Here is a 15,609-nt window from a genome sequence, read left to right on the forward strand (position 1 = left end):
AAGAGCTTACTCAAATACTAGAGGAGTGAATTGATGTGAAAAAGGTAGTTTTTAATTTTTTAATTAGCGTTATGATGTTAGGTCTGATGTTCAATATTAAGGGATCAGCCTCTGCAACTGGTATTAGTAATTTCAAAGATGTTCCTAGTACATATTGGGCAAAGGAAGCTATTGATTCTGCTGTAACAAAGGGATATTTCAAAGGGTATGCTGACGGAACATTTAAACCAAATGCCACTGTTACAAGAGCAGAATTTGCAGCATTACTTGCAAGGGCATCTACAAATTCTGAAGTATCAAACAACGGATCTACATTTTCGGACTTAAAAGGACACTGGAGCGAACAAGAAGTGAATAGAGCAATTAGTATGGGCTTTATCTCTACTAAAGACTATCCTACTGGGTTTAGTCCAAGTACTCCATTAACAAGAAGAGAAATGTCTAAATGGTTGGCGTCTGGTCTAGCTGCTAAGGATGCCGACTTTAAACAAGCATTGGATGATACTAAAGACACACTTATTCCCGTAGTGGAGTATTACAAAGGCGGTTTATCTAAGTCTGATTATTCCTATGTTTCCACTGTTTTAGGAACAGGTCTGTTAGGTGGTTATCCTGACGGAACATTTGGACCCAATAACGTGACGACAAGAGCAGAAGCGGCGGTAATCTTGCAACGTTTTGAGTCTGTACAGAACAAGCAAGCACAAGATTTTAGAGGTCTAAAAGAACTTAGAGAAGTAGGAACAACTGGAACCAATCTTACAACCGTAACTCCTTATAAATATGTTGATCCTAAATATGAATTAAAAGACATTTTAGGGAAGAATATTTTGCTTCGTTATGGCGCCGGTAAAGTTCAGCTTCACCATCTTATTGTTATGAATGTGAAAGCATGGAATGACATTAACAGTATTTATGGCCCGATGTTTATTGATAAAACTTCAAAATTACCATATGTTAATGACCAATATCATGTTTTTATAGACGTATCTGTTATTCCGGTTACACAAAATTTTGTGCAAGAACATTTCAGTAACGGTGGTTTTAGTAGATTATATGCAGGGAATAGAATTGGTGGAAATGTCACTACGACTTACGGTTACAAATCTCTTCCTTTCAATGGAGATCCGTCATTTTTTTCTAAAGGTAAAGAAACACGCTTTTGGGCGCAAACATCAATTGATAATAAGTTACGTGCGGGAGCAATTTCATCCGTCTACCAAGTCAATGCAGAAGATGGTACAAGTGCTGAAATTATCTTGGGAGGAGATTTTTAATAGAAATGAAATCGATGAAGAAAAAAATTCTATTTTCTAATTTAATGATTTATTACATTATGTCTTCATTGATACTTTCTACGGGTAACGCTGCTGGAAATATATATCCAAGTGATGCAAAGGTAAGTCCATCTGGACCAGTTCAAAAACAAACTGTAACTAAGCCTGTAACCTTAGTAGCGCCAGCAAAACCAGGGGTTTATTGGTATCAATTGAATGATGGAAGCTGGCAAGCAGACCGAAATGATGGTACTCAGCATTATAATACTCCAAATGCAGGTGATGATTGTGATAATCCAGTTCCTAAAGATCATGATGTAATTGATAAAATTAACATGACAGATTACGGGCTTGGGAAAAATGGGAACACTAATAGTTTTATAGACAGTAACGGTAATAAGTTGCCAAGTACATCTATTCAAGATATGACTATTGTTCCAGAAAAATCCGAGTTTGTAAATGAAGGGATAGCCTACAAATCCAACGGTTCTATTCAAGTCGTTAACAATGTATTCATTGTAATCAATGTTAAAACAGGTAGTTCTTTCACAGCAAACCGTATCTGGCCTCTTGGTATTAAAAAATCTAATGGATGTCAGAAGTATGGGGCAATGTATCCTGTTGATATGAATTTATACTGGACGGGTACTGCGATAGAAACAAAAGAAATACGTGTCAAGGAAGACTCTGTTATGAATGTTGGAGATTCAAAATATTTTAAAGCAGAGGTTTTAACAAAACAATTTGATCAGACACAAGCTGATCCTAATAGTTGGGTTGATATTTCCATAAGAGCTGAAACGAAATGGAGTTCCGATAAAAAATCAGTAGCCACAGTAGATTCTAGTGGTAATGTTACAGCGGTCGGCAAAGGCACAGCAAAGATTACTGCCGAGTGGAAAAGCGGATTATATTGGCTTGTTGGATCGGCAACAGTCACGGTAGGAGACACACCACAATGTCTTCCTGGAGACCCTAACTGTAATGGTGGAGGTAATGGTGGGGGCAATGGTGGAGGTAATGGTCCCGGAGTATCATGTACCGATCCTTCCCCTTCGGGTACAGAAGTGTTAGGCAGTTACACTGACCCAGTCGCAACTGCGGTTATCAAAGCAGATAATCGTGGGAGTGAAAAATTTGACGTAGGTTTAGGTATTCCGACTTCTGAAAGTTTGTACGGCAACGTTCTTGCAAGGAACTATCTATATAAAGATAAATTCGTCCAGATGCAAGGTGCCTGTACATTTACTGTACCAGTCACCAAAACATATACGTTGAAGTGGGATCCGAAAAAAACAATAACAGGACCAGATGGTAAGCCTCAAACGGTTCCAGATCCTCAAACTGATACTCAAGAAGTCACAAAGGAAGTAACTATTGAACGGCCTTATTCTTTCTGGAAAATTAACGAATTACAAGTAAATAAGATTGACGAGGCTTCTTTAGTAAACTATGCACTACCGAACGGCGGAATTGTACTTACACCGTCAGGATACAGTCCTCCATATTACTCTGCTTCAACTAACGGTGGTTTAGTAACACCAGATAACGTGGAAGTAACGGCGCCACCTGAGACAAAAACAGGAGGGACATCACGTCCAGACATAACAGATGAGGATTTTACACCGTATGCTGAACCTAAGGTCCCAAAGGTGAAAGTTAACAATGATACTCTTACTTTTAATGGTGCCACTATCATGAATGGAAGTACAGCAGATCAAGATGGTCCAACACCAAGTCAAATACCAGCACCGACTCCAATAGGAAGTAATGTTCTTTATAGTCCCGGAAATATAATCAGCAGCTCCAAAGTGAACAAAAAAGACACCCCTAGCTTAGGCACAATTTCTTACGGATTGATGAATGGGAATATCAATGGTGGATCCGATCAGAGCTTTCCGATCTATAATATCAACACTGTCACCGTACATACTCCAGTAGTCACCTATGCTTCCGTATCAGACGATCAACCTCATAACCAGAAGACAAAACCAAACATGAACCGCTCAGCGTTGATTTTGGATAGACCGTTTACTGTACGAATTCCGACAAGCGGTCAGCATGCAAATTATCCAGGCTACGGTAATAGAGATTATGCTAAGTATGTACGTACAAAACAGGTTTATTTCCCATTCGATGTTTACAATCTGAGTAAAACGCAATTCATCCCGAAAAATACTTGGATTGACATACCAGTGAATCAACTAGATACAACTTTCTATCTACCTGTTTGGGTAGACGAAGGAGATTATCAGGTCTACTTCCGAACGATAGCCGAAAATGCCCCAGCAGGCTTCACAACACAACCGGATGCTAACCTGAATTTAGCGAATCACGTGTCCACGGATGAAGTTTCCGTTGAAGTGATTGGCAGAGTTTATGATTTTCACATTACGGATATTGCCGATTATAACTGGGAGACGGTGTTCCGAACATCCAAGGGGAGCAGTACGCCAATAGGTAATTCATATTGGACAGGACTAAACGGGATTGACGGAGTGCCAAGAGGGAACACTATACCGTTTGTGCTTCCCATTCGTCCTGGGAGTCATCCGCAGCAAGGATTTAAGAATGTGGCAATCAAAACAGGCTATCACTTTAAATTTGATTTGAAAACAAAAGGTAATATGTTCGGAAAGAACGATTCTATCCGCATCACGCCATCCTTTTATTTTGTGAGCAAAGATGGCAAGACTCGTAAGGCAGTAGATTTGTATTATCATTCAAGTACTCAAAATTTCGTTAAAATCGGCTCGAAAGAGGATAAGGTTCAGCGGTACGTCATTTTAAATGAGCGGCTGCGCAATGTGCCAGAGGTCGAGTTAACGGATGCGGCACAGTTCAAGTATGATCACTACCCAGTCGTTGGCTATTTGAACCGTTCACAGTTTGTGAATGAGTTCAAGAACAAAATTTCAAAAGAGAAGACCATCGTCGGCAGCTACAGTGCCTTAATGCTTCCAGAGCAAATTCGTACTTTCATTGGTCCAAAAACGAATATACCTGCCGGCGTTGATCCCGACCGTGCATTAGCTTCGATTCAAAAATGGTATGGAGAATATAGTTTGCCAGCAGATGTGTACGCAGTGGCAGCAGGTACCAACTTGGCAGAGTACGGAAGAACGAATGGGGGATTAGACGACAAATCACCAATTTTTTTGAAAAATGGCTATATCATCGTGAACTTCAACATTGAAACGGTTCAAAATGGGGATGCTACTAACCCGCATTTGCAGTATATTCACGCACCGCTTATGAATCAGTGGCAAATGGAGGGCTTTAAACGAACTATTCAAGATTCGTTCGGCAACACTTTTAACTTGCTAGATGGAGACGTTGCGTTCTACCATGCTGACAAATCGAGCCGAGATGATTTTAGTTCACAAGTTCCGCATTGATTCGTCTGTTTATATTTGAACTTTACGTTATGTAGATGGATTATGGTGAGATTTTGTTGGATATTTATTTAGTTCATTAACACCGTACTAATATGCGAGAATTTATCTTTACGTAGTGGGATATAAAATTCCAATATTGATAACCTCCAGAATCATTTTTACCGGCAACTATAGATTCGTTCGCTTTCTTTTTGAAGTAGTTCTTGGTGTATAGTCCAGTTCGAAGGAGATCTGTGAACACCTTCTTTACGCAGCCGATCTTTCGTTGGGGTTACTCTTCATCATTGGCTGATACCTTTACTACAAGATCCAAACACATTTGAACAAGTTCGTCGAAGTACGATTGTTAATGTGATTCAGAGTAACCTGGAATATTATATTAACCTCCACAATGAATACGCGCGCCGATACGGAATAACATATACCTTTACACTTCCAACGATAGATCAGGAAGAATGGAACAATACCCTAAATGATATTGGCGTTATGGCTTTTATACAGGGAGTTCCCATCGGGGATAAGATATACAAAAACTACGCTCTAGGATTCAAGTGAAAAAGAAGCAGCTGAGAACGGTTATTTTCCTAGAAGCTGCACGAATTAAAATATCTAACGACATTTAAAAAGCATGGATACCTTCCGGCGATTGCCGGAAGCTTGCGGCCTATTATGGCGCTTGCCGCGTGTGCTCAGCTTATTAGGGCACTTGTGGTTATCAAAAGTTTTCCGCGGCATATCCTCGGACTCCGTCCTCACGGTATTCCAGTTTCCTTTTGACAACCAAGTTCAACTACTCCGGTAGCGCTTAACAGCGCTTTGCGGAGCCTCCAGTTAACTACGTGCGAAGTATCTCAAATGGTGTTAATTCGGTCTGATAATCTTGTGCCAAGCGGCAAGCACACCGGCCGCCTAGTTAAATAAGTATGATTCTGTATTTGCTTATAGTAGGGATACAGAAGGGACACTATCCCTTCACTTCTTTCGAGAAGGGAGGTGGCGAGAATGGATAAACTACAATCCGTTTTAGCGGTGTTGGGAATAATCGGGGCTATTCTGACTGCTGTTAAAGCAGCACTTAAAGAATGGACCGAGATCCAAAAACTTTTGAAGGACCTAATAAAGCCTAACAAAAGAAAAAAGGATGATTCCCCAACGCGTCCAAACGATAGGTAACATCCTTCTCGGGCAGGGGCGAATTAGCCTCGTCCCTTCCCTTCTTTATCTTTATTATAACCAAATTCAATTATGCATACAACTTGGAAAGGGGTGATGCCATGAAAATATTTTTTAGTATTGGTGGAGGGATCTTAGTCGTTTTAATGTTGGTTTGGCTATCCCTAGTTACTTACCGCAAAATGTTAGCTAATCGAATGAAAAGACACTAAGGAGAGTGGAATTTAGATGAAAAAATTACTTATGTTCGTAATGACAGGGGTATTGGCAGTTAGCACGATTGCGGGTTCTTCCGGAACGGCTACTGCTGCAGCAAGTAAAGGTAATCAAAAACAAATAGAAGTTCTTCTTAATGCTAGAAAAATTGCTTTCCCTGATGCCAAACCTTACCAAGATTCTAGTGAGAGAGTTAAGGTACCTATTCGATTTGTATCCGAAGCATTGGGTGCTAAAGTATCGTGGAATAAATCCAAGGTTACGATTCAAAAAGGGGAAAGCTCGGTAGAATTAACTATCGGACAAGCTACAGCGGTTATTAACGGTCAAACCAAAACATACGACACTAAAATTGAACTTAAACAAAACCGTACCTTTGTCCCACTTCGATTAGTAAGCGAAGCACTTGGTGAGAACGTAGATTGGGATGCTGTTGGACGCTGGGTATGGATCGGTAAAAAGGATGCTCCAAAATTGGAGGATATTGGTTTTAAAGGGGTTGATGTTGAGCCATATAAGAAATGGTTTACTCTTAATCCTGAGCTTTTAAAGAATACATTTGATAAGCCTTACGAAAAAATAATGTTCTTTAAAAAATCAGATCTTCCAGTTTCTTTTGTTAGGGATATTTATGACATAGACACTTATATAGATCAAAAAACAACAGCATCTTATTTAACACTTCGTGCAAAAGCGACTACTCGTTCGCCTGGTAATCTTTTTTATGTTACTAAATATGGTGATACTCGGTTTCGTTATGCTAAAGCTGATATGAGTGTTAGGAACGGTGATGGAACAACCACATATTTCTATCTTATTTCTTCTACAGCTGATGAAGTTTATTACGGTGATAAAGTTAAAATGGATATATCTTTAAAAGATATTACTTATATAGGATTTGCTTATGGTTCAGTGGATTATATTCCTTTAATGGAAAATCCTTGGAGATGATAAAAATGAAGCGTAATCGAATAAATTTTTTAGGTAGATTAAGCATCTTATTTCTAGCAATTATCATTATAATTCAATCATTCCCTGCATTTGTACCAGTAGCAAAAGCAGGGGCTATTACACCATTGAAATACTATCAAGAAGCAAATTATAGATATTTCGTGGGTTTGATGTATTTTGATATGTGGAAAAATACAGCGGGTGTTTGGGTAACAGATGGAGGTAAACAACCTAATAAGGGGATGCATGGCGATGCAACATTTACTTACAATTTTCGATTTCCTGGGCGGAAAATTAAAAGTATAGATGCTTCGATATATGTCCACAGTCAAGCTAATGATATTTATTTTAGTGAATCACGTTCAGAGTCATATTCTGATTATCAAGGTGCTATAAGTACAGGAACTAATGACAGTAATATTACTAATTTAAGTAAACAAGGAATCGGAACAGATACATCTACTATAGACATTACTGTTAATGCACTATTAGATGCTGCTACTCCAGAAGATATTAAAGATACATGTAGCAATTGTGCTGCAGGAGTTGAAGCATATCGTATTTACTGGCCAGTTCTCTTTAAGATCGAACTAGCAACTCGGCTAAACGTCAAATACTTTACAACAGATGGACAACCTTTAACGATCTTCCCTGCAATTACTGATCAAGAAATGACAGTAGGTAAACTGTATGACTTTGTCCCTCCGGCTGACGCTAATTATGATTATGTTGGTTTTAAAAAATCTACGACAGGGAGTCCCCCCAGTGGAAGTATCATTTCGGGAGATGAAAAAATTGTCGAAAATCTGAATGCCTTGTGCGGGAAAGGATTTCAGCATTTTGTTAATTACTGCTTATTTCAGCATTGCCGCCTCAATGCAAAATGGGTTCAAAATCAGAACAAAAAAAGTGACGATTTCCTTGTTGTATCAATAATTTTTTGATAACCTAATTTTAGGATTTTATATGAACGTAGTGGGATATAAAGGTAAAATTGAAAACTTGTAATTGACTCATATCATTTGTTTTATATGAACGTAGTGGGATATAAAGTTCTTAAGCCCCTTTAAGTTAATGACCCGATAGCCAAGTTTTATATGAACGTAGTGGGATATAAAGCTTATAGGAACTATTTGCGCAGGTGACGGATTGCTTGCGTTTTATATGAACGTAGTGGGATATAAAGAACAAAAAGAACCGCGAACGGTCCTTGAGTTAGAAGTTTTATATGAACGTAGTGGGATATAAAGTGTTCAAAACGATCAAGATTCATGCTGACATCTCCTTGTTTTATATGAACGTAGTGGGATATAAAGAAGATATGCACATACCCCCGCTTCCCTATCGTGCTAAAGTTTTATATGAACGTAGTGGGATATAAAGTATGATTACTCATGGTATATGGAAGATGGCAGCGTGCGTTTTATATGAACGTAGTGGGATATAAAATTATGATTTTTATTATCTTGGACTGAAAATCTGAACATTGTGGGACTAATTAGAAAGATGACACAATCAATGTCATCTTTTTTAATAGATGCGGACAGAACATTCGTTCCCTGACAAACTATTGTCCAATACGTTTGTTTATAATAAGAAAAAACAACCATTTCAATATATTGTAAATTGTCATATGATGTGATATTTTGGAATTAATAGATTCTAATAATAAAAATCATAATGGAGGTGAATGAATGAGATTATCTGTATCTTACAGAGTAAACAGACTCCCATTGGGCTACAGAATGGTCGTATTGAGCTTAATAAAGGAAGCTTTGCGCCGCTCTAACGAACAATATTATAAGCAACTTTATGAGGTTAACCGCCACTCAATGAAACCATTCAGCACAGCTACCTATCTACGAGACTTTACATACCTCGAAGACGAAATTCATTTAAAAGAACTAACCATTACCATCGGATCGCATGATATGGAGTTTATGCTTAACCTTTTTAATGGCCTTCAGCAGCTTCATACCTACACAACAGCTGGTGAAACGTGGAAGCGTGTAAGCATGAAAATGTTAAAGGAAGCGACTATTACTAGTAATACCGTCTACTTTTCTACCTTGTCTCCTATTTTAATCGAATCCCAAGAGGGTAAGCCTGTTCACCCCGAGGACGCATCTTATGAAAAAGAATTCAACTACTATGCATCATTACGAATTCGTGAATTAACCGGTCGTGATCCGTTTCAAACTATACAAGTTAAGCCCATTTCATACCAGAAAACTGTAGTGAAAGAGCAGAACTCAGTGTTCCTTCAGCAAACGGCTTCACAAAAGAACTCTTATTTATACTTCACGGCCTACCGAGGTACATTTAAACTAATAGGTCATCCAGAAGATTTACAGATCCTATACTACTCAGGGATTGGTAAGAGAGTGTCTCAGGGATATGGACTTCTGGAATACGAACGGGAGGAGGGAACATTGACATGACAGCAGCCGTTCATATTGCTGCGGAAGATTGGATGATATCTGCAGGGCTTATTGGACTGACTCGACTCTTTGAAGATGACCGCGAACTTATGGATAAGTCAGGCGTTAAGCTCACGTCTAGTCATCTAGACACTCTCTCTGAAAAGTACATCTACTATTTAATAAAAACATACAGCATCGTCAACCGTGATGTAGGGCGTATGCAGTGGTTTGTTAAACAGCTAAACTCTCATCCAGATCGAATAAAATCGCATGCGGCGGAAGTTCGTAAAATCATGAATGAGCAGTTGAAAAAGGTGGAAAAGTACTTCGCTGATTCCAAAGAACAGCACCAGCTAGCCGAAGTAGTTGAATCATTAAAAAATATTAACAGCGAAGCAGAAATAAATCTAGTGTCAGAATCAATTGAACGATACAAGAAGATTATGTCCACACCATTCATCGAAGAGAAGTTAACTATTAACTATGTTAAAGCGATGATCCTTTCCCCTTTCTTTGGACAAGCATCAATCCTTCAACCAGTATTTAATTCGAAAACGATTCAAGAGCACATTGAACAGATAAACAAGGATTTTGTGCTACCTGCGAAATTGGAGTTAGAATTTTATGAACAACTTCAATCTACAACAGATGTCCAACAACTTATTTCTTATCTAGATGAGCATAATGACTATCCACCATTTAAGGATTGGTTCAAAGTTATAAAGAAAATGAGCAGTATGGAAGAAGTACATCAATACTTTTCCAATGAAATATTTCCATGTGCTTTTATTGATGGGTTAATGGCTACACAGTCCTATGAAGAAAAGGTTTTCTCGCCACTTGCCCTATCACGTGAAAAAGCAGTGAATTTCAGCTGGGATTTTGACAATAGTTACCCTGTCCCAATAAGCTCTATAGCAAGGTTGATCTTACTACTAAGTCCATTAGGTATGACTTCTTATAACAGGAGGTTAGGAACAGAGCAGGCAAACGAAAATTTCAGATTCTTTGGACTTGTTCTATCTCAGAACTCCTTCATCGAAATTGTTAGAGATAACAACAGCTACCATACGAAGCGTATGGGAGGAAGTACTTTCGAAGAAGCCATTGTAGGTCTACTTAGTGAATCGATAGATAAGGGACAAAAACAACAAAGCGGTTATTTCTATATTGAATTCCACTCGGACTATCAATCTAAAAAGACGCTGCTAGATTATTATCACATGCCCCTTTATTTGGCAACATTTCTAAGTAAATATGGAAAAACATTAACGCTGTTGTTTCATTCCAATTTACGTGACAAGTTTTTGCGAACTGTACTTAAAGGACTAGACCCGAAGCAAATTGTGTTTGAATACTTACGCGAAGCTATCGATAACTCATTCCATGCAGAAGGGGCTTATCATGCGACTGTAGCGCGTAAACGAATTATAGAAGCGGGAAAAGGAGTGGATTCAATGGGTAACTATGACAAAACCATCTCTCATGTCTACTACCAAGGTGTAACTTTACGTCAATACATGGGAGGGAATCGACGGACCGAAGATGGAGAGACCTACCGGGCGAGTAATCGTAAGAAAATTGAAAGTATTGCCTATCGATTGCTGAACGCAACCAAAGCCGGCAATAAAGCCGAATTTATGGATACGTTGTTCCGAGTGTACATGTCTGCTAATACATCCAAGAAGGAAGATGGGAAGGACTTGACTATTTCATCTGTATTTCTTGATTCTTTCAAAGAAAACGGGCTTGATTTTGAAACCATTGCCAGTGCATTTATTGCAGGTCTATTAGGTCAAGATGAATCGAAAAAAGAGGAGGCTGTTATCCATGAGTAAAGCGTTATCTTTTACTGTTATATTTCGTGCAAATTCATTAAACTACGGCGAGGGTATTGCTAATATATCGGAACTGAAGAAAATTCACCGTGGGAATGGAGATGTATTCACCTTTGCTTCCCGGCAAAGCTTGCGCTATGACATCGTGAGACTCGGCAACGAATGGTTCGGCTGGAACCTCGATACTGTCGATAAGACAAAAGGAACTTTGCAGTTTAGAGAAGACGTGTCGATTCAAGACTCAGTAGAAATGGACTTATTCGGTTATTTGAAAACAGGAAAGAAATCGCAAAAACGTCCAGCTGTCGCTCGATTATCTCATGCCGTATCTCTAGAACCATACCGTAGTGATATGGAGTTTCTTAACAATATGGGGTTCGCCGAACGGATCAATGAGACACCTAATCTAGCTAACATAGAGCAGCATGAGAGTTTTTATACATATACGATAACTGTAGATTTGGACAAAGTGGGTCGTGACGGGGAAGTTAATCTTTCAAATGAGGAACGCACGGAGCGAATGCACCAATTTCTAGACATCATCAAACTGCTCAATCGCAATATTCGCGGCCGTCAAGAGAGTCTGTCTCCGTTATTTGTCGTTGGCGGTGTTTATCCGGTTGCTAATCCATTCTTCCTCGGCCGTATTCAGCTTGAGACACAGACGAAGGCTTGGAACATCAACGTTCGATCGATTGAAGATGCGATGACAACGACGTTTGCTGGACAGACCATTGCTGATGCTACACGAATTGGATATGTATCAGGTACATTTGGAAATGAAAGTGCCTTAAGAGACTTGCTCGGTGAACGAGCAGGTTCAGTTGAAAATTTCTTCGCGGCTGTTAAAGATGAGATTACTGCATATTACGGAGATCGTGTGTAATGAAAGCGCTACGTCTTAAACTGTACCAGCAATCCGCTTGCTATAAGAAGCCGTTCGCATTTAAAGTTGCTGAGACATATCCGCTTCCGCCTCACTCAACAGTGAAGGGGATGCTGCATGCACTCCTAGGAGCTACTTCGTTAATCCCAATGAGGATCAGCGTACAAGGAAGATATGATACGATCCTGACTGACTATCAGACACATTATTTCTTTAAAACCGATAAAACGGAAGAATTTGCACTGACTGCAGACGGATTAGGTATCGAACGTGAGATGGAACATATTACGACAATGCCTATCTATAGTCATATGTTGTACGATGTGAAGCTGATCATTCATGTACATGCGGATGACGCTGTCATGGAGGAAATATCTCAACGATTACAAAACCATTCTACACATCTTAGTCTTGGACGATGGGAAGATCTTGTAAGGGTAGATGAAAGTGAGATTGTCGATTTGGAACTGTGTGAAGAAGACATTATTTTGAAAAATAATGCGTATGTTCCAGTCAGGCTACTAGGCGATGTCGCACATTTTCCTTATAAACTCAACTGGACATACCGAATCGTTAAGGGGGTTCGAGTGTGGGACAAGCTTCATGTTGGTTATGTACAAACAGGTGCCCCGCTGGCAGTTGAAGATGACATGTGGTTAGACTCACATGGAGATGCTGTGTTGTTTGCGAATTAATAAATGAAGAGAAGAGGTCGAATCGGACTTCTTCTCTTTTTTCGAAAAGGGGGAGTTATGATGATATTTTATGCCAAATCATTTCCGGTAGAAACGATTGAGGAGCATACTAACGAACTGCTAACGCGTTATGACATGCTAAAAAAATATTATCAATCAGCGCTCAGGTCAATGAATGAAAGAGATTGGGAGCTTTTACGAATAGCTGTTCAATATCACGATGTGGGCAAATACGATACGGTATTTCAAAACAAAATACGTTCAGTTCTCGAAGAAGAGTTATTAGAGGCAGCTTCCTCCTATAACGTCCAGCACAATTATTTATCGGTTATGGCCATTCCAGATAAGGAGCTCGGACTGGATAAGGATGAGAAAAGAATATTGTTCCAAGCCGTGGCGTACCACCATGAAAGAAATGTTCCGCCGGAAGTTGATCAAGTTTTAGCGAACTATAAAGCAAATTTACTTCCTCATTGGGAGCATATCGAACGTGAACTAGGGATTTCAATTGACTCCAAATCTAGTATAAGCAAACTGAATACGATCGGGTTAAATAACCGAATTCGTGAAAGTGAGGGAGAACTTTTCAAGAGATATGTGATGATTAAAGGCTTATTGCACAGGCTGGATCATGCGGCAAGTGCCCATGTGCCTATCGAACTTGCTTCCGACATGAATGTCTCTGAGTACGTGACTCAGTTTATAGACAAGAACTATAGAGGACATAAAAATAAGCTGCAACAGTTTACCGAGTCCCATCAAGATAGTCACCTTGTAGTCGTAGCTCAAACCGGAATGGGAAAGACAGAAGCGGGGTTGTTATGGCTCGGTGAGAAAAAAGGATTTTTCACGTTACCTCTACGGGTAAGCATTAATGCGATGTACGATCGAATTACAAGTGCGGATAACATTGGATTCTCAAGACAAACCAATCAAGGAGAGGAAGCGACAGGACTGTTGCATTCTACTAGTCTGGATTATCTCTACGATCAGCATGAAGGCAACGATGAAGCTCTGGAAAAAATGCATGCCCAATCACGAGAATATGCTAATAAGCTGGTTATTTCCACGATTGATCAAATATTAAAATTCCCATTTTTTTATCTAGGTTTTGAAAAGGAATATGCTACGGTCGCGGGGGCGAAGATTATTATTGATGAATTGCAAGCCTATGATCCTCGAATCGCAGCTTTGCTCGTGCGTGCAATGACGCTCATCGATGATATGGGCAGCTCCTTTATGATTATGACGGCAACATTGCCTGATTTTTATTATAAGGCTCTTCAGAGAGAACTTGCATCATCAGCTCTACCGCTTCATTATAGTGAATTTATTGATGACAGCGTACAGCGACATCATGTTTCTATTGAGGCTCGTTCGATATTAGATGAAGCTGAAATCGATAAAATAAGTGAGGTCGGTCTTAACCAAAAAGTGTTAGTCATTTGCAATACAGTAAATCGTGCCAAAGAAGTATTTTTAAAACTTCGTGAGCGCAAGGATAACGTCAAATTGTTGCATTCTCGATTCACAAGAGGGGATCGTTCCAATCTAGAACAGGAACTCCTTTCTTTTAATCAGGGTGAAAAAGCAGGTATATGGGTTACAACTCAGCTTGTGGAAGCGAGTCTGGACATTGACTTTGACGTGTTATATACCGAAATGTCCACACTGGATAGTCAGTTCCAGCGATATGGAAGATGCAACCGGAAAGGAAAGAAACCCGTCGATCAGGTGAATATTCATGTATATACAGATGACGTATCGGGAGTCGGCTCCGTTTATCACAAGGAGATCTATGATCGAAGTCTTGCACTTATAAAAGGGCATGATCAAGGGATTTTGCTGGAATCGATTAAACACTCCATGATTCAAGAGCTTTATGATGAGGAACAGTTGAAGGATTCATCATTTAAAGAGGTATTCGATAAAACGTTATCCCAATTAAAAAATAGACCTATGTATGAAATCAAAAAGCAAGATGCTCAAGATTTGCTTAGAGATATTCAAGAAGTGCAGGCTGTTCCAATACAATATGCTGGTCATTCAGAGATTGAAGAAGCTCTTGAAAGATGGAAGCAAGCTACAACCAAGTCTGAGAAACGTAAAGCGAGACAAGCAATCGAGAAATATACTGTGGGAGTTAATGAATGGAAAGGGAAAAAAGAGGGATTACTTTCGGAGTTTCCACTCATTAAGGGACATTACTTTGTGAATTGTGAATACAGCGAGGAGACAGGCCTGGAAATGAAAAAGTCTGTGTTATCTATTATTTAAGAGGTACGACTACTACTAAACGGTGTCGGAGGGGACGAGATTATGTCTATCCGGGGAATTGAAATGAACTATTATGCAATATGCAGGCGTAAACTGTGGCTGTTCAATCGAGGATTAGGCTTAGAACAGGGGAACGATCGAGTTACAGAAGGTGCTGTCTTACACGAGCAGGCCTATGGACGCTTAGATAAGGAATGGAATATTACAGAAGATGCGGTTGTCGATGCAGTGGAAGATGAATGGATTCGTGAAGTGAAAATAAGCAGTCGTATGGAATATGCCGACCGACTGCAAATGATGTACTATCTATACTTACTCAAAGAACGCGGAATTGAAAAGAAAGGTTTGCTTAGCTATCCGAAGGAAAAAAAGACGACTGATGGATCGTCTACACTTAGTTGGACATAAAAAATAGGGGCTAGTAGAATGAAATCAATACAATTAGGAGCGGATCTACTATGCCAAAACAAAGACG

General features: G+C 39.4%; 11 protein-coding genes, 1 pseudogene and 1 CRISPR repeat array. All 12 genes and pseudogenes read left to right on the plus strand.

The annotated features are described in order from the left end of the window. The first annotated feature begins 35 nt into the window (after positions 1–35). The 12 genes and pseudogenes from J2Z20_RS12020 (at position 36) to J2Z20_RS12070 (ending at position 15,542) form a co-directional block, all read left to right on the plus strand. Positions 36–1,277 carry an S-layer homology domain-containing protein gene (locus J2Z20_RS12020; RefSeq protein WP_209850256.1) on the plus strand — a complete coding sequence of 414 codons (1,242 nt, stop codon included), beginning with the start codon at positions 36–38 and terminating at the stop codon, positions 1,275–1,277. 5 nt (positions 1,278–1,282) lie between these two features. Continuing rightward, positions 1,283–4,675 (plus strand): DUF5704 domain-containing protein, encoded by a 3,393-nt coding sequence (locus J2Z20_RS12025; protein WP_245252281.1) that lies wholly within the window; start codon positions 1,283–1,285, stop codon positions 4,673–4,675. Between the two features lie 291 nt (positions 4,676–4,966). Continuing rightward, positions 4,967–5,279: pseudogene (locus J2Z20_RS18365) on the plus strand (hypothetical protein); the annotation flags it as partial. 398 nt (positions 5,280–5,677) lie between these two features. Next, positions 5,678–5,848 (plus strand): hypothetical protein, encoded by a 171-nt coding sequence (locus J2Z20_RS12030; protein WP_209850258.1) that lies wholly within the window; start codon positions 5,678–5,680, stop codon positions 5,846–5,848. 228 nt (positions 5,849–6,076) lie between these two features. Further along, positions 6,077–7,015 (plus strand): stalk domain-containing protein, encoded by a 939-nt coding sequence (locus tag J2Z20_RS12035; protein ID WP_209850261.1) that lies wholly within the window; start codon positions 6,077–6,079, stop codon positions 7,013–7,015. Positions 7,016–7,020: 5 nt separating this feature from the next. After that, a complete protein-coding gene (locus J2Z20_RS12040; RefSeq protein WP_209850265.1) occupies positions 7,021–7,959 on the plus strand; it encodes an Ig domain protein group 2 domain protein in 939 nt (312 codons plus the stop codon). Between the two features lie 15 nt (positions 7,960–7,974). After that, positions 7,975–8,464: direct repeats of the CRISPR family, unit length 29 nt; unit sequence GTTTTATATGAACGTAGTGGGATATAAAG. Positions 8,465–8,709: 245 nt separating this feature from the next. Beyond that, the gene (gene cas6, locus J2Z20_RS12045; protein WP_209850268.1) at positions 8,710–9,456 is read left to right on the plus strand and encodes a CRISPR-associated endoribonuclease Cas6; all 747 of its coding nucleotides are present in this window, start codon (positions 8,710–8,712) and stop codon (positions 9,454–9,456) included. Next, a complete protein-coding gene (locus J2Z20_RS12050) occupies positions 9,453–11,276 on the plus strand; it encodes a hypothetical protein (protein ID WP_209850272.1) in 1,824 nt (607 codons plus the stop codon). The genes cas6 and J2Z20_RS12050 overlap by 4 nt, the downstream gene beginning before the upstream one ends. Then, positions 11,269–12,162, plus strand: a complete 894-nt coding sequence (gene cas7i, locus J2Z20_RS12055; RefSeq protein ID WP_209850274.1) for a type I-B CRISPR-associated protein Cas7/Cst2/DevR — start codon at positions 11,269–11,271, stop codon at positions 12,160–12,162. The genes J2Z20_RS12050 and cas7i overlap by 8 nt, the downstream gene beginning before the upstream one ends. Beyond that, positions 12,162–12,857, plus strand: a complete 696-nt coding sequence (gene cas5b, locus J2Z20_RS12060; RefSeq protein WP_209850278.1) for a type I-B CRISPR-associated protein Cas5b — start codon at positions 12,162–12,164, stop codon at positions 12,855–12,857. Before cas7i ends, cas5b begins: the two co-directional genes overlap by 1 nt. A 60-nt stretch (positions 12,858–12,917) precedes the next feature. Further along, positions 12,918–15,134, plus strand: a complete 2,217-nt coding sequence (gene cas3, locus J2Z20_RS12065; RefSeq protein WP_209850280.1) for a CRISPR-associated helicase Cas3' — start codon at positions 12,918–12,920, stop codon at positions 15,132–15,134. 42 nt (positions 15,135–15,176) lie between these two features. Next, positions 15,177–15,542: a Dna2/Cas4 domain-containing protein gene (locus J2Z20_RS12070; protein ID WP_209850283.1), complete on the plus strand. Its 366-nt coding sequence runs from the start codon at positions 15,177–15,179 to the stop codon at positions 15,540–15,542. Positions 15,543–15,609: the final 67 nt, after the last annotated feature.

Source organism: Paenibacillus sediminis (assembly GCF_017873765.1).
Classification (GTDB): domain Bacteria; phylum Bacillota; class Bacilli; order Paenibacillales; family Paenibacillaceae; genus Paenibacillus_AG; species Paenibacillus_AG sediminis.